The organism is Streptomyces sp. NPDC091972 (assembly GCF_044756385.1).
Classification (GTDB): domain Bacteria; phylum Actinomycetota; class Actinomycetes; order Streptomycetales; family Streptomycetaceae; genus Streptomyces.
The window spans coordinates 696222-712876 of sequence record NZ_JBIVSV010000001.1 but is presented as its reverse complement, the minus strand read 5'-3'; the positions used below and the strand labels follow the sequence as shown (position 1 = coordinate 712876).

General features: G+C 72.1%; 12 protein-coding genes. 6 read left to right on the top strand and 6 right to left on the bottom strand.

The features are described from left to right. Positions 1-76 precede the first annotated feature (76 nt). Both sigJ and ACIQJT_RS03385 read left to right on the top strand, forming a co-directional pair. Positions 77-991, top strand: a complete 915-nt coding sequence (gene sigJ / locus ACIQJT_RS03390) for an RNA polymerase sigma factor SigJ (protein WP_402639452.1) — start codon at positions 77-79, stop codon at positions 989-991. Further along, positions 988-2511, top strand: coding sequence for a cytochrome bc complex cytochrome b subunit (locus ACIQJT_RS03385; RefSeq protein ID WP_402639450.1), 1524 nt, complete (start codon positions 988-990; stop codon positions 2509-2511). Before sigJ ends, ACIQJT_RS03385 begins: the two co-directional genes overlap by 4 nt. Here the strand turns inward: ACIQJT_RS03385 and ACIQJT_RS03380 are convergent. Further along, complete coding sequence (locus ACIQJT_RS03380) at positions 2456-4699, bottom strand: glycoside hydrolase family 9 protein (RefSeq protein ID WP_365459227.1); 2244 nt, start codon at positions 4697-4699, stop codon at positions 2456-2458. The genes ACIQJT_RS03385 and ACIQJT_RS03380 overlap by 56 nt on opposite strands. A 1190-nt stretch (positions 4700-5889) precedes the next feature. On the opposite strand from ACIQJT_RS03380, the gene ACIQJT_RS03375 reads away from it, so the two are divergent. The 3 genes from ACIQJT_RS03375 to ACIQJT_RS03365 all read left to right on the top strand — a co-directional run bounded on the left by ACIQJT_RS03375 (position 5890) and on the right by ACIQJT_RS03365 (position 10455). Beyond that, positions 5890-8271 (top strand): SpoIIE family protein phosphatase, encoded by a 2382-nt coding sequence (locus ACIQJT_RS03375; protein ID WP_402639448.1) that lies wholly within the window; start codon positions 5890-5892, stop codon positions 8269-8271. Between the two features lie 176 nt (positions 8272-8447). Continuing rightward, on the top strand, positions 8448-9110 hold the full coding sequence (locus ACIQJT_RS03370) for a DUF4232 domain-containing protein (protein ID WP_402639446.1): 663 nt from the start codon (positions 8448-8450) through the stop codon (positions 9108-9110). A gap of 88 nt (positions 9111-9198) precedes the next feature. Beyond that, entirely contained in the window at positions 9199-10455 is a 1257-nt protein-coding gene (locus ACIQJT_RS03365; protein ID WP_402640070.1) for an arsenic transporter, read from the top strand. Positions 10456-10461: 6 nt separating this feature from the next. Here the strand turns inward: ACIQJT_RS03365 and ACIQJT_RS03360 are convergent, their stop codons facing one another. Further along, the gene (locus ACIQJT_RS03360) at positions 10462-12387 is read right to left on the bottom strand and encodes a ricin-type beta-trefoil lectin domain protein (protein ID WP_402639444.1); all 1926 of its coding nucleotides are present in this window, start codon (positions 12385-12387) and stop codon (positions 10462-10464) included. A gap of 366 nt (positions 12388-12753) precedes the next feature. Continuing rightward, positions 12754-13686, bottom strand: coding sequence for a helix-turn-helix domain-containing protein (locus ACIQJT_RS03355; protein ID WP_402639442.1), 933 nt, complete (start codon positions 13684-13686; stop codon positions 12754-12756). 63 nt (positions 13687-13749) lie between these two features. Here ACIQJT_RS03355 and ACIQJT_RS03350 point away from each other — a divergent pair, with 63 nt between their 5' ends. Continuing rightward, on the top strand, positions 13750-14550 hold the full coding sequence (locus ACIQJT_RS03350) for a phytanoyl-CoA dioxygenase family protein (protein ID WP_365459242.1): 801 nt from the start codon (positions 13750-13752) through the stop codon (positions 14548-14550). 13 nt (positions 14551-14563) lie between these two features. Here the strand turns inward: ACIQJT_RS03350 and ACIQJT_RS03345 are convergent, their stop codons facing one another. The 3 genes from ACIQJT_RS03345 to ACIQJT_RS03335 all read right to left on the bottom strand — a co-directional run bounded on the left by ACIQJT_RS03345 (position 14564) and on the right by ACIQJT_RS03335 (position 16617). Next, positions 14564-15535: an aldo/keto reductase gene (locus ACIQJT_RS03345; protein WP_402639440.1), complete on the bottom strand. Its 972-nt coding sequence runs from the start codon at positions 15533-15535 to the stop codon at positions 14564-14566. 77 nt (positions 15536-15612) lie between these two features. Further along, complete coding sequence (locus tag ACIQJT_RS03340; protein WP_365459248.1) at positions 15613-16149, bottom strand: flavoprotein; 537 nt, start codon at positions 16147-16149, stop codon at positions 15613-15615. Between the two features lie 9 nt (positions 16150-16158). Next, on the bottom strand, positions 16159-16617 hold the full coding sequence (locus ACIQJT_RS03335) for a nuclear transport factor 2 family protein (RefSeq protein WP_365459251.1): 459 nt from the start codon (positions 16615-16617) through the stop codon (positions 16159-16161). Positions 16618-16655 lie beyond the last annotated feature (38 nt).

Here is a 16655-nt window from a genome sequence, read left to right as displayed (position 1 = left end):
ATTCCAGCCGCGGATGTCACATTCCGCGGCCGCGGGGCCTCGCAGTAGTGAGCGCGCTACTGGGAGGCCACACAAGATGTCCGAGATCCGCGATCCCGACGCCGAGGCGGCGACCGGTGTCTTCGTCGAGCACCGGGAGCTGTTGTTCGGCGTCGTCTACAACATGCTGGGCAGCGTCGCCGACACCGAGGACGTGCTCCAGGACACCTGGCTGTCGTGGTCGCGCCGGGGTGCGGACGGGGTCGACAACCCCCGCGCCTACCTGGTCCGGATCGCCGTCAACCACACGCTCCAGCGGCGGGCCGTGATCAGCCGCCGCCGGGAGACCTACGTCGGCCCGTGGCTGCCCGAGCCGCTGGTCGCCGACGAGGACGGCGCCGACGACCCCGCGCTGCGCACCGAGTCCGTGTCGCTGGCGATGCTGGTGGTCCTGGAGTCGCTGTCCCCGCTGGAACGCGCGGTGTTCGTGCTGCACGAGGTGTTCGGCTACGCCCACACCGAGATCGCGGAGATCCTCGACCGCACCCCGGCCGCCGTACGGCAGGTGGCGCACCGCGCCCGGGCCCATGTGCTCGCCCGCCGGCCGCTGTACGAGGCGCACCCCCGGGTCCGCCGGGAGGCGACGGAACGTTTCGTGAAGGCCGCCGTCGGCGGGGACATCGCGGAGTTGATGGAGATCCTCGCGCCGGACGTGACGGTGTGGACGGACGGCGGCGGCAAGCGCAGGCCGACGGCGCTGCGCCCGGTGCACGGCCGCGACAAGGCCGTTCGGCTGCTCACCGGTTACGCGAAGCGGGGCGGGGGCCTGGGATCCGCCCTGGAGCTGCGCCACCGCAGGGTCAACGGCGACGACGCGGCCGTGCTGTTCCGGGACGACGCGCCGTACGCGGTGATCGTCCTGGACCTCACCCCGGAGGGCGACCGGGTCCGCGGCCTCTTCGTCGTCACCAACCCCGACAAGCTCTCGCATGTGCAGAAGGAGGAGGCGTGACGCGCACGGAACTCCCGGCGGGCAGGGGCGAGCGGCTCTCGGGCTGGCTCGACGGACGGCTGGGCACCCGCACACTGGGCGCTAAGTACCTGCGCAAGGTCTTCCCTGACCACTGGTCCTTCCTGCTCGGCGAGATCTGCCTGTACAGCTTCGTCGTGCTGATCCTGACCGGGGTGTGGCTGACCCTGTTCTTCCACCCGTCGATGAACGAGGTGACGTACCACGGCAGTTACACGCCCCTGAACGGCGTGCGCATGTCGGAGGCGTACGCCTCCACGCTCGACATCAGCTTCGACGTGCGCGGCGGACTGCTGATCCGGCAGCTGCACCACTGGTCGGCGCTGATCTTCGTGGCCGGGATGCTCACGCACATGATGCGGCACTTCTTCACCGGCTCGTTCCGCAAGCCGCGCGAGGTCAACTGGCTGTTCGGCTGGTCGCTGCTGTTCCTCGGCCTGTTCGAGGGCCTGTTCGGCTACTCCCTGCCGGACGACCTGCTGTCCGGCACGGGCCTCAGGTTCGTCTACGGCGCCACCCTGTCGGTGCCGATCGTCGGCACCTACCTCGCGATGTTCCTGTTCGGCGGCGAGTTCCCCGGCCACGACATCGTGGCCCGCTTCTACTCGCTGCACATCCTGGTGATCCCCGGCATCATGGCGGCCCTGGTGGTGGCCCACCTGATCCTGGTCGTCTACCACAAGCACACCCAGTTCGCGGGCCCCGGCAAGACCGAACGCAACGTGGTCGGCACGCCGTTCTTCCCGGTGTACCTGGCGAAGGCGGGCGGGTTCTTCTTCCTGGTGTTCGGGACACTCACCCTGATCGCGGCCGTGGCCTCGATCAACCCGGTCTGGTCGTACGGTCCCTACCGCGCCGACCAGGTCTCCACCGGCGCGCAGCCGGACTGGTACCTGGGCTTCGCGGAGGGCCTGGTGCGGGTGATGCCGGGCTGGGAGATCACCGTAGGGGGCCACACGCTGATCCTGGGGGTGCTCATCCCGGTCGTGGTCTTCCCGCTGCTACTGGTCTTCATCGGGATCTACCCGTTCCTGGAGGCCCGGTTCACCAAGGACAAGCGGGAGCACCACCTGCTGGACCGCCCGCGCAACAGGCCGGTCCGCACGGCGATCGGCACCTCCTGGATCAGCCTGTACCTGATCCTGCTGGCGGGCGGCGGCAACGACATCGTGGCCACCCGGCTGCACCTGTCGATCAACACCGTCACCTGGGCCGTTCGGATCGGGATGTTCGTGGTCCCGGTGGCCGTCTTCGTCGCCACCCGGCGCATCTGCCTCGGCCTCCAGCTCCGGGACCGCGAGCTGGTGCTGCACGGCCGGGAGACCGGGCTGATCAAGCGGCTGCCGCACGGTGAGTACGTCGAGGTGCACCAGCCGCTCGATCAGGCCCGGCTCCACACGCTCACCGCGCACGAACGGCCCGGTGAGCTGGTGGAACACGCGAGGGTCAGCCTTGATCCGCCACGAACGACGCCATCCGGGTCAGAGCGGAGTTCCAGTTGATGGTGTGCTCGTTGGTCGACCAGGACTGGATGTCGTCGATGTAGCAGAACTGACCGACACAGCCCTGGAGTTTGCTCTGTGCGTAGGGGTCCTGGATGGAGGAGTTGGGCCCGCCGGCGAGGGTTCCCTTCGGCGGGTTCGGCATGTTCGGGTCGAGCTGGTGGGCGTACCAGCGGGCGTGCTGGTTGTGGGAGTTGACCTCGCCGTAGCCGGTCACGTACGAGATGTTCAGGGCGTTGCGGCCGAAGATGTAGTCGATGCCCTGGAGCGCGCCGTCCCGGTACTTGGAGGCGCCGGTGATGTCGTAGGCGGTCGCGATGACGATGCCGTTGTGCAGGATCTGGTGGTTGGAGCCCCAGTCGTAGAGGTTGCCCTCGGGGGCGTACGGCATGCCGTAGGGGTGGGCCTTCAGGGTGGCCAGGTAGCGGTCGGCGCCCTTGACGACGGACTGGCGGACCTTGTCGCGGCCGGGCAGCTTGCTGGGCACGGTCGCCAGGTCCAGCCGGGCCGCCGCGGCCGTGCGGGCCCAGTCGTAGCCGACGGGGCTGAAGATGTCGGCGGTGTGCACCGGTGAGGCGAGCACGTGCTCCTGGAAGGACTTCTCGCCCGTGGTCAGGTACAGCTCGGCGGCCGCCCAGTAGAACTCGTCGGTCACGTTGTTGTCGGCGTAGCTGCCGCCGCCGGTGCCGTCGCTCTCCGAGGCGTACAGGTCGGGGTGGGCCAGGGCTGCGGTCCAGGCCTTGCGGGCGGCCGCCAGGGCCTTCGCCGCGAACGCCTTGTCGTACGGCTTGTACAGGCGGGCGGCCTGCGCGGCCGTCGCGGCGAGGTTGAGGGTGGCCGCGGTGGACACCGGGTGCAGTTCACGCTTCTGCGGGTCGTCGCTCGGCAGCAGCGGCAGACCGGTCCACTGCTCGTCGTGGATCTTGTGGTGGGCCATCCCGGCCAGCGGCCTGCCGTCCGGCACCTGCATCTTCAGCAGGAACTCCAGCTCCCAGCGGGCCTCGTCGAGGATGTCCGGGACCTTGTTGCCGCTCTCGGGGATGGCGAGGGTGCCGTCGCCGAGCTTCGCGGGCTGCCCGGTGCGGGCCAGCAGCTCGCGTTCGTAGGTGCTGAGCACCTCCCAGGTGGAGATGCCGCCGTTGACGACGTACTTGCCGTGGTCGCCGGCGTCGTACCAGCCGCCGGTGACGTCGAGGGTGTAGTCGCACACGCCCGGCTGGCAGGGCACGTCCTTGTCGCCCTGGTTGGGGGCCACGTTCACGTGACCGGCGGCGCGGCCGTAGCCGGGGCGCAGGTCGTCGCGGATGGCGATGCCGCTGCGCTGGGTGTAGTAGTACTTCGCCGCGTCGAGGCGGAGCTGCTCGTAGGCGCCCGTGCCGATGTCGAAGGGGCGGCTGGTCTCGCCGTCCGCGACCAGCGTGAGGCCCGTGCCGCGCTTCTTGTAGGCGCTGAAGTCGATGGAGTGGACGTTCTGCCCGGAGGAGGCGTCGACACCCCGGGGCACGGTCGTGCCGTGGGCGACGACAGCGCCGGAGGCGTTCTTGAGCTGCCAGGGCAGTTGCGCGGTGGCGTCGGTGACCAGGGTGGCGTTCTTGGGTCCGGCGGGCAGGTAGGCGACCTGGTTGACGCGCACGCGCGGCCCGGTGTCGGGCTCGTACACCTCGGGCGGGACCCCGCCCAGCAGGGAGGCGTCGTCCATGCAGAACCGGAACGGGTCGGCGCTGCCGCCGAGCTGGAAGCCGACCTGTCCCTGGGCGGTGTCGACGGGCGAGGTGAACGTGTACGAGTAGGAGTTCCCGGACACGCTGAGCTGCGGGCTCACCTCGAAATAAGTGTCATAGGGCGCCACTTGCAGCCCCACGATCGCCCGCACGACATGCCCTTCGGGCGAACCCTTCGCCGTGAAGGAGAACTTGTACGACTCCCCCTTCACCAGGGTGACGTCGTTCTGGCCGACGGCGGCGTCCCAGCGGTTGGCGGTGCCACCCGGCACGTCCGCGCAGAGCTGTCCGTCGGACACGGCCGCGGTGACGTTGCTGCTCGCCCACCAGGGTTCCACGGCGGTGTCGAAGGTGCCGTTCTTGAGCTGCTCGACCTCGTCGGCGGCGGCCGGGGAGACGGGCGAGGCCACTAGTGCCGCACCCAGCAGCGCGGTCAGGGACAACAGGGCGGTTCTGCGTCTGTTCACGTCCGGGCTCCTCGGAGGAGATACGGGCGGCGCTCGGAATGGGAGCGCTCCCAACGGTCGCAGGCCATGTTTGTTGCAGGCATGACACCCCGTCAACGGTCCGGACGGGACGGGTTGCCGCCGGGACCGCCGGCGAAGCGGTCTGCTCGCCGGAACGTCCGGCTCGGCGACGCGCACCGCTCCCCAGGTCACGCAGGAGGAGACCGTCGCCACGGGGTGCCGTCTCGAGTGTGCCGACGGTGAGAACCTTCGACGCCGTCCGCGGCTCTCCGCCCCGGCTCACGCCGACCAGCGCGTATCCGGGGCAGGCTGGGGGACGCGCTCAGGGTGAAGGAGATCGCCGCCCGGACGAGGGTCCAGGGCCGCCCGCGGTCCACGAGGACCCAGACCTGGGCCGCGTGCCGCCGAAGGCGGGCGGCAGGGCGACGGCGGCCTCGCTGAAGTCGTCGGACCAGTCGGTGGCGGGGTCACCGTCGAGCATGGCGGCGGGAGACGTGTCCGGTTCCGCCGAAGTAACTGGCGTCCCCCGCAGGGCGGTTCGCAAGGGGCGGAAGGCCGGGGGTGAGGTCGGCCGGCTCGGTGAGAGCCGCCGAGCGGGACGGGGTGATGCGCCTTCGCCGCCTCCGCCCGCTTCCCCTCCGCGCTCGCCGTCACCCTCACGATCCGTTCGGCGCCGAACCGGACGATCGTGAGGATTTTGCCGTGCGAGGCGGTGCGGGCCGGTCCGGGTGATGCTCGCGTCGAGCACGACCGTTTCACAGGCGTCGACGACGTCGGCGGTGACGAGGACCGGCGAACGGCCGTCCGCGGCGCGGGACTTCCGGTCGGCGGCGAGAGGGAGCGCGAGGGGCCTACCGGCCGTGCGGAGCACGTCGGTGGCGACCGCCCTGCCGGTCGTCCTCGCAACCACGGTCAACTCGCCTGGCAGGCGGGGCACTTGCCATGACGGATGGAACGTGCCCGCGCTGCCGTGCGGGCTGGTGCAGCTGTGAGCCGGTCAGGGCGGTCGAGGGTGCGGTCGGCTGCTCCTCCCCCGCCCGCCGACCCGGCCGGATTTCCCCCTTGACGGCGGTCCGGTCACGGGTGGGGCGTGCACAGGGGTTCGCCGTTCGTGACCGAGCGCGACGCACTAGGCTGGAACCCAAGTGACCTGTTTGTTCACTGAGAGTGCGCGCAATGGAGTGGCGACGATGACCCTCGTGTACCCGTTCGACGACGCGGCGACGGCTCGAGCCGTCGTCGGTGAGGACGGCACGCTGGTCGCCTGGAACGCCGGCGCGCAGCGGCTGCTGGGCTGGTCACCCGCCGAAGTCGTGGGCAGACCGGCGGTGAACCTCCTGGTCAGCGGGGGCGAGGAAGGGCCCGACGGGCCCGTGGGCGCCCGCTGGGACGGCACCCTCACGCTGTGCCACCGCGACGGCACCGCGGTCTCGGTGTGGCTGCTCGCCCACCACCAGAACTCGTCGGACGGCGGGCCCGGGCACTGGCTCGTGGTCACCCCCCTGGAGCCCGGCGGCCCCCGCTCCCCCGACGACCCGCTGGGCACGGCCGTGCTGACCCAGTCGCCCTGTGCCGTCGCCGTGTACGACGAGCACCTGCGGCTGCGCCGGGTCAACGACGCCATGGCCGACGTGATCGGACTGCCCGAGAAGCGCATCCAGGGGCTCAGGCTGTCCGAGATCGGCGGGAAGCCGCAGAGCGAGGAGTTGGAGGAGCACCTGCTGCACGTGCTCACCACGGGCCGGCCCCAGGACGTGCAGACGTACATGCGCACGGGCGGCGAGGACCGCGCGCACGCCTGGCTGGCCCGGATGGCGCCGGTCACGGACCCGGCGGGCCGGGTGCGGGGCGTGTGCCTGGCCGCCCACGACTTCACCGACAACTTCCTCGCCCGCGAGCGGCTCCAGCTCGTCAACGAGGCGAGTGTGCGCATCGGCACCACCCTCGACGTCACCCGCACGGCCCAGGAGCTGGCGGACGTCTGCGTCCCGGCACTCGCCGACTTCGTCAGCGTCGACCTGCTGGACGCGCGCGAGGAGGGCGAGGCCCCGGCGCCGCTCACCGCACCGGTCGAGCTGCGCCGCGCCGCCCACCAGTCGGTGGACCCCGGCAATCCGCTGGCGGTGGTCAAGCCGGGGCACACCGAGGTGTACCCCGACACCTCACCGCAGGCCGACTCGCTGACGGCGGGCCGCACCATCGTCGCCACCGTGGCCTCCGGACGCCTCGACCGGTGGCTCACCTGGAACACCACCCGCGGCGAGCGGGTGAAGGAGTACGGCATCCACTCCACGATGTCCGTGCCGATCCAGGCCCGCGGCCAGACCCTCGGGGTCGCGGTCCTCACCCGCTACCGGCGTCCCGACCCCTTCACCCCGGACGACGTGCTGCTGGCCGAGGAGATCACCGCGCGGGCCGGGGTGTGTATCGACAACGCCCGCCGCTTCTCCCGCGAGCGCGAGACCGCGCTCGCCCTCCAGCGCAGTCTGCTGCCCCGCTCTCTGCCGCGCACGGCCGCCGTGGAGGCGGCCTCCCGCTATCTCCCGGCCGCGCGCGCCGGGGTGGGCGGCGACTGGTTCGACGTGATCCCGCTGTCGGGGATGCGGGTCGCGATGGTCGTCGGGGACGTGGTCGGACACGGCATCCAGGCCTCGGCGACGATGGGACGGCTGCGCACCGCCGTGCGTACCCTCGCCGACATCGACCTGGCCCCGGACGAGCTCCTCACCCACCTCGACGACCTCGTCGTACGGCTGTCCGCGGAGGCCGGTGGCGAGGGCAGCCCCGGCGAGGTCGGGGCGACCTGTCTGTACGCGGTGTACGACCCGGTGTCGCGGCGCTGCACGCTGGCCCGGGCCGGGCACCCCGCACCCGTGATGCTGACGCCGGGCGGCGAGGCGCGCCTGGTGGACCTGCCCGCGGGGCCGCCGCTGGGCCTGGGCGGGCTGCCGTTCGAGTCCGCCGAGCTGGCGCTGCCGGAGGGGACCGTGTTGTCCCTGTTCACGGACGGGCTGATCGAGTCCCGGGAGCGGGACGCGGACGCCGGCCGCGCGCTGCTGTGCGAGACCCTGGCCGTGCCCTCCGACTCCCTGGAGGAGAGCTGCGACCGGGTGCTGCACGCACTGCTCCCGGCCGGCGGTTCCACCGACGACGTGGCCCTGCTGCTGGCGCGCACTCTGGGGCTGCCCGCCTCCCAGGTGGCGACCTGGGACATCCCCGCCGACCCGTCGCTGGTGGCGCCCGTCCGCAAGCAGGTCGTGGAGCAGCTCGCCCGCTGGGACCTGAGCGAGGCCTCGTTCACGGCCGAGCTGGTGACGAGCGAGCTGGTGACCAACGCGATCCGGTACGGCGCCCGTCCCATCCGGCTGCGTCTCATCCATGACGCTGCCACGCTGATCTGCGAGGTCTCCGACACCAACCACACCGCGCCCCATCTGCGGCGCGCCAAGACGTGGGACGAGGGCGGCCGGGGACTGCTCCTGGTCGCTCAGCTCACCCAGCGCTGGGGCAGCCGCCACACGGCCGACGGCAAGACGATCTGGGCGGAGATCGGGCTCCTCGACCTGGAGTGAGCCGCCACCCGCGCGGCCCGGGCCGGACCTACGGGTGCCGGCGCGTTCGGCACGACGGTGGCACGATGAGCGGCACGGTGAGCGAACTTTTCCGGTCCGTGCCGCATCGGGACCTCGGTGACGGGGCACAAGGCGCCGTACGGGCGCGTGCGCGCAATCTCCGGGAGTGTGGAGACATGACGAACAGGTCCCTGGGTGTGCGGCGGTCGGCACTGCTCGCGGCGTCGGTCGCGGTGCTCGGCGTGCTGGCGGGCTGCGGCAGCGGCGACGGCACGGCGGACGGCTCCGGTACGGAGTCGGGCACGGCGGCACCCGCGACCGGTACCACGGCGCCGTCCGCCTCGCAGGACCCGAGCGGCGTCCCCACCGACGCGGTGAGCAACTCCCTGACCCCGTCCTCGACACCGTCCCCGGCCGGCGCGACCCGCTGCCACACCTCCGAGCTCAGCGCGTCCGTCGGCCGCAACAACCCCGGCGCCGGGCAGGAGAACTTCCCGGTCGTGCTGACGAACAGGTCGAGCCGCACCTGCACCCTGTACGGCTATCCGGGCACCGCCTTCGTCGACGCGTCCGGCAGGCAGCTCGGCCCGGACCCCGAGCGCTCCGCGACCGGTCCGCAGACCGTGCGACTGGCGCCGGGGCAGAGCGCCTGGGCCGGACTGTCCTTCGCGAACCCCGAGGTCAGCGGGGCGCGCACGGCCACCCCCGCCGCCCTGCTGGTGACCCCGCCGGACGAGGAGGACCCGCTGAAGGTGGCCTGGAAGGGCGGCGAGGTCCCGGTGTCCGGCGACGAGGCGTCGGTCCGGCTCATCCCCTTCAGCCCGGGCACCGGCGCCTGACGGCCCAGGTCGGGGACGTTTGGAGGGTTCTTACCCGGGCCTGGTTTCATGTCCGGGCACGGTATGTCCGCCCTTCGAAGGAACCGCCCTGAACACCCCGCTCGCCGAAACCCTGTCCGTCGCTCTTCTCGTAGCCGTACTCGTGTGGGCGGTCCTGCGTCCCCGGGGCCTGCCGGAGGCCGTGGTCGCGGTCCCCGCGGCGGGGCTCGTGGTCCTGACCGGGGCGATCACCCCGGAGCACGCGTGGGCGGAGGCCGAGCGGCTGGGGCCGGTGGTCGGCTTCCTGGCCGCGGTCCTGGTCCTCGCCCACTTCTGTGACGTCGAGGGGCTGTTCCACGCCTGCGGGGCCTGGCTGGCCCGGCGGTCGGCGGGCTCGCCCGGGCGGCTGCTGACCGGGGTGTTCGGGCTGGCGTCGGCGATCACCGCGGTGCTCAGTCTGGACGCCACCGTGGTGCTCCTGACACCGGTGGTGCTGGTCACGGCCTCCCGGATGGGGGCCCGTGCGAAGCCGCACGTGTACGCGTGCGCGCACCTGTCGAACACGGCCTCGCTGCTGCTGCCGGTGTCGAACCTCACGAATCTGCTGGCCTTCGAGGCGAGCGGGGTGAGCTTCACCCGGTTCGCGCTGCTGATGACGCTGCCCTGGCTGGCGGCGATCGCCGTCGAGTACGCGGTGTTCCGGCGGTTCTTCGAGACCGACCTCACCGTCGTCGACCACTCTCCCGAGCCGTCCGAGGAGCCCAGGCTGCCGCTGTTCGCGCTGGTCACCGTCGGCTGCACGCTGGCCGGGTTCGTGGTGGCCTCCGCCTTCGGCGTCGATCCCGCCTGGGTCGCGTGCGCGGGGGCCCTGGTGCTCGCGGGCCGTGCGCTCGTCCGGAGGAAGGCCGGCCCGGTGTCGGTGCTGCGGGCGGCGGCGCCCGCCTTCCTGGCCTTCGTGCTCGCCCTCGGCATCGTGGTGCGCGCGGTCGTCGACAACGGCCTCGCGGACGCCCTGCGCCATGTCCTGCCCGACGGGACGGGACTCCTCGCGCTGCTGGGGATCGCCGCGCTGGCCGCCGTACTGGCGAACCTGATCAACAATCTGCCCGCGGTCCTGGTCCTGCTGCCGCTCACCGCCGCGGCCGGGCCGGGCGCGGTCCTCGCAGTGCTGCTCGGGGTGAACATCGGCCCGAACCTCACCTACGCCGGGTCCCTGGCCACGCTGCTGTGGCGGCGCATCCTGCACCGCGACGACCACGAGGTGGGCCTCGGCGAGTTCACCCGGCTCGGCCTGCTGACCGTGCCGACCGCGCTGGCCGCGTCGGTGGCTGCTCTGTGGGGATCGCTCCAGCTCGTCGGAACCTGAGCGGGGTCAGCGCCCGCCCCCGTAACCGCCTCCGTACCCGTAACCACCGCCGTACCCGTATCCGCCGCCGTGGCCGCCGTATCCGCCGCCGCTGCGGTCGTCCCAGGCGCAGTAGTACGGGTCGGTGGAGCAGTCGTCGCCCGGGGACGGGCTGCTCGACTGGGTCGGCGTGGCCGTCGGTGCGGCGGTCGTCTTCGGGGTCGGCGCCGGCGTCCTGGAGGGCGCGGGGGCGGACTTCGGAGTGGGCACGGGGCTGCTGTCCTCGTCCCAGTTGACCGCCGCCATCTGGGGGTCGGCAGTCGAGGTGTCGAACACCCAGCGCTGGGCCGGGCCGTTCTCGCGGTTCTTCAAAACCAACGCGCCGGACCCGTCGGTGGCGGCGGGGGTCAGGGCGAGGTCCTGGTTCCAGCGCGGTACGAGGGTGCCCTGGAGGGTGAAGTCGTAGCGGATGTCCTTGGCGTCGGGCGCGCTCGCCCCCGTGCAGGTCGCGAGCCGTACCGAGAACCCGAGGCGGGAGTCGAGGCACAGGTCCGGGTCGGAGCCGCTGCGCAGCAGTCCGTCGGTCTCGTACGTCCACTGCTGGCCCTCGGCCCCGGAGCAGTCGGCGAGTGCGGTCTCGGCGCCCCGGGCGAGCTTCCCGCCGACGACATCGACGCACAGCCCGGACTCGACGTTGTGCAGACGGCCGCGCAGTTCTCCCTGGCGTGTCGCGCTCGCCCCGGCCTTCGACGGGTCGCTGGTCGGGGAGGCCGCGTCGGAGCCGGGCGCCTCGGAGGGGGCGGCGTCGGCGGGGCCGTTGTCGTCGGAGCGGAACGAGGACCACATGACCAGGGGAAGGACGACGAGCCCGCTCACCGTCAGGACGGCGAGGGCGAGGTTGCGGCGGGAGGCGCGGCGGGCGGCCTTGTGGGCCGAGCGGCGGGACGCCGAGCGGGTGCGGGGGCCGGGACCGGCAGTGGTGGCCGCCGGGCCGACGGGAGCGGGGCCGGCTGCCGCGGCGTCCCGGCCAGGTTCGGCGAAGGGCGTCGGAGCCGCGAAGTCCTCGGCCGCGAACGGCCTCGCCGGAGCGTGCCGCCGGGCCTCCCGCGCCGCTCCCGGGTCGTCGACGGTCAGCCGCGACTGGACGTAGGCGGCGGCAGCCCAGCCGAGCACGGCCTCCGCGAGGGCGAGTCCGAGCTGCCCGTTGAACTGGTGCAGTTGGTCCGCGGTGTGCATGCAGTGCCTGCACCGCTCCAGGTGCGCGCGCAGATCGGGGTCGATGTCGACACCGCCGCGCCGGTAGGTCACGTCGAGCAGGCGCAGATAGTGCCGGCACTCCTGCTCGGGGGCGAGTTCGCGGTGGACCTGGAGGCACTCCTCGCGCAGCCGCTCGCGGGCCCGGCGGAGTTCGACGCGGGCGTCCTCCTCGTCCAGGCCGAGGAGGCCCGAGGGGACGGAGATCGGCTCGGCCTCGACCTCGGTGTGCCACAGCAGGCAGCGGGCGGACTGCGGCAGGCGCTGGAAGGCACCGGACAGCAGGCGCCGCTCGGCGGGGGGCAGCAGCCGGGCCGCGGCGCGGTCGCCGCCCGCCTCGGTTCTCAGCTCGGGGTGGAGCATCTCCCGCCGGCCGTCGGCGTCCCACTCGGCCGCGATCCGGCGGACGGTGACGAGCAGATGGGGCCGCCAGGCGGCGGTCGGCCCCATCTGGCGCAGGGACTCGCCGAAGAGGCGGGTGAACGCCGCCGTGGTGAGCATGCCCGCGGGGCGGGGACCGTCGGTGCACAGCCGCGCGTAGGCGAAGGCGGCTTCCCAGTGCCGGTCGAGGAGTTCACCGACGGGTTGCAGGGCCGGTGTCGTGCCGCTCCACTTCTTGAGCTCGGCGCTCAGTTGCTCGTCCGTGACGTCGTACGGGCGAACCGGAGACGGGGAATTCGACAGTCCTGCGTCTTTCACGGCGGCATTTCCTCCCGAGGGCATGCTGCGTTGCATAAGTCCATACCAATGGGTTCGTCCGCCTGGGACAGCTCTTTTGAAGCGTGAAGGGCGTACGGCGGGGGTCACGTGCGCACAGGGGGAATTTGCATTGTCCGTGCGCTGACAAGGCACACCTTTGCACAGGTCAGGGACGCCCAACAAGTGATGTCGCGCTTTTACGCCTCCCGTTGGCCCGGCACAGATAGACGTCTTGTCAACACCGGCGTCCCGCGCTTTGCGGTTCTCGGGATTCGGCAATGGGAAACGAGATCCGGTCAACTCCGTGAAGAGATCCGGACAACCATTGAACGTCCACTACACAGCACGTATCGGCGGCCCGTGACGTCACGTCCCAACCATTGGGACGCCCGCCCGGTAGGCACCCGGTGGAGTGCCGTAGCGGTCGCGGAAGACGCGGTTGAAGTGGAAGGGACTGGCGAAACCGGAGGCGGCCGCGACGCGTTCCACGGACAGGTCGGTGCTCTCCAGCAGTCGGGCGGCGTGCTGCAACCGCGCCTCGCGGAGCGCGCGCATCGGTGAGCGGCCGAACTGCCGGGTGAAGAGGTGGGCGAACCGGGACGGGGAGAGCGAGACCTCGGCGGCGAGCGACCGGACGGTGTGCGGGGCGCCGGGGTCGGCGGCGATCAGCTCCTGGGCGCGCTGGACGCGCGGATCGACGCCGGTCCCGGACCGCGTCCCGCGCGCGGCTCCGGCGGTGAGCAGGACGACCTCCTCCAGTGCGCACAGGGCGAGTTCGCGGGCGGTGGTGCCGTGGGCCACGGCGACGGCCACCCGGTCGTCGGGCGGGGCGGTGTCGGGCGGGGTGCCGGTGCCGGTCCAGCGGGCGTCGGCGAGCATCCGGCGGAAGGCCGTCTCGATGCGGGCGTGCGAGCCGGCGCCGGCGGGCTCCGGGGTGACGGCGTACAGCCCGTCCCCCCTGTCGTGCGGCCCCAGCCAGGCGGTCCAGGACGGCCGGGCTCCGCAGTGCGCCCACCAGAACTCCCAGCGGTCGGCGCCCTGTTGGACGCCGTAGCGGTGCGGGATGCCGGGGGCGAGCACCACCAGGTCGCCGGCGCCCGCAATGGTCTCGCTCCGTCCCTGGCGCAGGGTGCCCCGGCCGTTGAGCGTCCAGGTGAACAGCCAGCTCTCGGCGCCGCGCGATCGCTGGACGGCGTAGCCCGGGCGTTCGTCGTAGCGGCCCACGACCACGAGGCCGGGCGGCGGGCCGGGGTCCAGGGAGGCAGCGGTCTCGGGCAATCCGTCGGCGGTCACGGGCATCCTCCTGGCACGGGCTGCGGCCTAGCGTGACGAGTGGAACACATCAGACCGAGGAGGGGACACATGACAGTCACAGGCATCGCGCCAGAGGTCCGGCGGTTCCAGGAGGACGGCTTCACGGTCGCCCGCGGGCTGTTCGCGCGCGAGGAGATCGACCGGCTGTGCGCCGCGTTCACGGCCCTGCACGCCGGGGGGCCGGTGCCGGGGCACTTCGAGCCGGGCGCGCCGGGTGAGCCGGCGGATCCGCTGCGCAGGTATCCGCGCGTGATGCAGCCGCACGAGATCAGCGACCTTGCGCGGCGGTTCCTGCTGGACGCGCGACTGCGGGAGGTGCTGGAGACGCTGCTCGGGGAGGAGGTGCTGGCCGCGCAGAGCATGTTCTACTTCAAGCCGCCGGGGGCCCGCGGGCAGGCGCTGCACCAGGACAACTTCTATCTGCGGGCCGAGCCGGGCACGTGTGTCGCGGCCTGGGTGGCCTGCGATGTGATCGACCGGGACAACGGCGGTCTCGAGGTCGTCCCGGGCACGCACCGGATGGACCTGTTCTGCCCCGAACTCGCGGACCCCGAGGTGTCGTTCGCGCGGGAGTACGTGGCACCGCCGCCGGGGCTCGCGCCGGTTCCCGTCGACATGGCTCCGGGGGACGTCCTGTTCTTCAACGGCAGCCTGGTGCACGGGTCCCGGCCGAACCGCACCGCCGACCGGTTCCGGCGCTCGTTCATCGGGCACTACGTGGGCGCCTCCACCGAGCGGATCGGGCACTACTACCGGACGTTGTCGATGAACGGCGAGCGGGTGCCCCTGGCGGAGAGCGAGGGGGCGGGGCCGTGCGGTACGGAGTTCGCACCGCACGGACCGCACTAGCCGGGCGGGCCTGTCAGCCGTGACCGACGACGGGGCGGGCCGTGTAGGGCCTCTCCAGTTCCTCGATCTCCTTCTCGCTGAGTTCCAGGTCCACCGCCGCCACGGCGTCCTCGATGTGGTGCGGCTTTCCCGCTCCCACGATCGGGGCCGCCACCGTGTCCTGGGCCAGCAGCCAGGCCAGGGCCACCCGGGCGCGGGGGACGCCCCGGTCGCCGGCGATGCGGGTGACCGCCTCGACGATGGTGCGGTCACCGTCCTGGTAGAGGCGGCTGCCGAAGTCGTCGGTGGAGCTGCGGTCGGTGACCGTGCCCCAGTCCCGGGTCAGGCGGCCGCGGGCCAGCGGACTCCACGGCAGGGTGCTGACCCCCTGGTCGGCGCAGAGCGGCAGCATCTCGCGCTCCTCCTCGCGGTAGAGGGGGTTGTAGTGGTTCTGCATGGACACGAACTTGGTCCAGCCGTGCCGCTCGGCCGTGTACTGCATCTTGGAGAACTGCCAGGCGTACATCGAACTCGCCCCGATGTAGCGCACCTTGCCCGCCTTCACCAGGTCGTGCAGCGCCTCCATCGTCTCCTCGACCGGGGTGCGGGGGTCGAAGCGGTGGATCTGGTACAGGTCGACGTAGTCGGTGCCGAGCCGCCGCAGGCTGTGGTCGATCTCCGTCATGATGGCCTTGCGGGAGAGCCCGGCCGCGTTCTGCCCGGACCGCATCCGGCCGTTCACCTTGGTCGCGAGCACGATCTCGTCGCGGTTCGCGAAGTCCGCGAGGGCCTTGCCGACGATCTCCTCGCTGGTGCCGTCGGAGTAGACGTTCGCGGTGTCGAAGAAGTTGATCCCGGCGTCCAGGGCCTGGCGTATCAGTGGCCGCGACGCCTCCTCGTCGAGGGTCCACTCGTGCACACCGCGGTCCGGCAGGCCGTAGGACATGCAGCCCAGACAGATCCGCGAGACGTCCAGGCCCGTCGAACCGAGCTTCACGTACTGCATCGTTGCTGCTCCTGCCTTCCAGAGGGGTCCGAAGGGGAGCGTACGACCTCGCGGGCGATCAAGGTCCCCTCCCCGGCCTACTCGACCAGGTCCAGCGCCCGCTCCCACGCGAACTCCCCGTCCCCCTCGCCCCGGTGGGGGTGTCCGAACCGCACCCCCATCCCCCGCAGCCGGATCAGGCTGTCCTGGTAGGCGGGGTGCCCGGCGAGGTCGTCGGAGACACAGGGCAGGACACCGACGGGCACGCCCCGTCCGACCACCTCGCACAGCGTGCCCACGGCGAGGGTGTCGGCGATGCCGGCCGCCCACTTGTTGATCGTGTTGAAGGTGGCCGGGGCGACCACGACGGCGTCCGGGTCCGGGAAGGGCCGCGCGTCCCCCGGGCGGCGCCACGCGGAACGGATCGGGTAGCCGGTCTGCGCCTCGACGGCGGCCGCGTCGAAGAAGCCGTTCATGGCGGTGGGCGTGGCGATGACGCCCACCCGCCACTCCCGCTCCTGCGCCGCGGTGATCAGCCTGCCGACGCCCGCGGCGATGCCGGCGGCGCAGACGACGACGTACAGGAAGGGCGGTGTCCCGTCCTGCGCGGTCGCTCGAGAGCCCTGTGCGGTCATCCAGGAACCCTACTGAAGCGGGAAGGACAGCCCGCGCTCGCTCTCGGGCCGCGGTCCGCGGATCCGGCGGTCCTTCTCCTCGATGGGCACGTCGTTGATGCTCGCCTCGCGCCGGGTCATCAGCCCGTGCTCGTCGAACTCCCACAGCTCGTTGCCGTACGACCGCCACCACTGCCCTTCAGCGTCCTGGCACTCGTACTGGAAACGGACCGCGATGCGGTTGCCGTCGAACGCCCACAGGTCCTTGCGCAGCGCGTACTCCCGCTCGCGCGCCCACTTCGCGGTGAGGAACTCGACGATCTCGGCGCGGCCGGTGACGAAGGTGCCGCGGTTGCGCCACACGGAGTCCTCCGAGTACGCGAGCGCCACCCGCTGCGGGTCGCGGGTGTTCCAGGCGTCCTCGGCTGCCTGCACCTTCTGGGCGGCGGTGTCGCGGGTGAAGGGCGGCAGGGGCGGGCGGTCGTTCATCTCGTCCTCCGTGGCCGAAGCGGCCGACAAGGCGGAGA

Bases quoted from the DNA above. Each gene is read 5' to 3' on its own strand.
- sigJ (WP_402639452.1), top strand. From the start codon at position 77: ATGTCCGAGATCCGCGATCCCGACGCCGAGGCGGCGACCGGTGTCTTC.
- ACIQJT_RS03375 (WP_402639448.1), top strand. From the start codon at position 5,890: ATGACCCTCGTGTACCCGTTCGACGACGCGGCGACGGCTCGAGCCGTC.
- ACIQJT_RS03370 (WP_402639446.1), top strand. From the start codon at position 8,448: ATGACGAACAGGTCCCTGGGTGTGCGGCGGTCGGCACTGCTCGCGGCG.
- ACIQJT_RS03355 (WP_402639442.1), bottom strand. From the start codon at position 13,686: ATGCCCGTGACCGCCGACGGATTGCCCGAGACCGCTGCCTCCCTGGAC.
- ACIQJT_RS03350 (WP_365459242.1), top strand. From the start codon at position 13,750: ATGACAGTCACAGGCATCGCGCCAGAGGTCCGGCGGTTCCAGGAGGAC.
- ACIQJT_RS03345 (WP_402639440.1), bottom strand. From the start codon at position 15,535: ATGCAGTACGTGAAGCTCGGTTCGACGGGCCTGGACGTCTCGCGGATC.
- ACIQJT_RS03340 (WP_365459248.1), bottom strand. From the start codon at position 16,149: ATGACCGCACAGGGCTCTCGAGCGACCGCGCAGGACGGGACACCGCCC.
- ACIQJT_RS03335 (WP_365459251.1), bottom strand. From the start codon at position 16,617: ATGAACGACCGCCCGCCCCTGCCGCCCTTCACCCGCGACACCGCCGCC.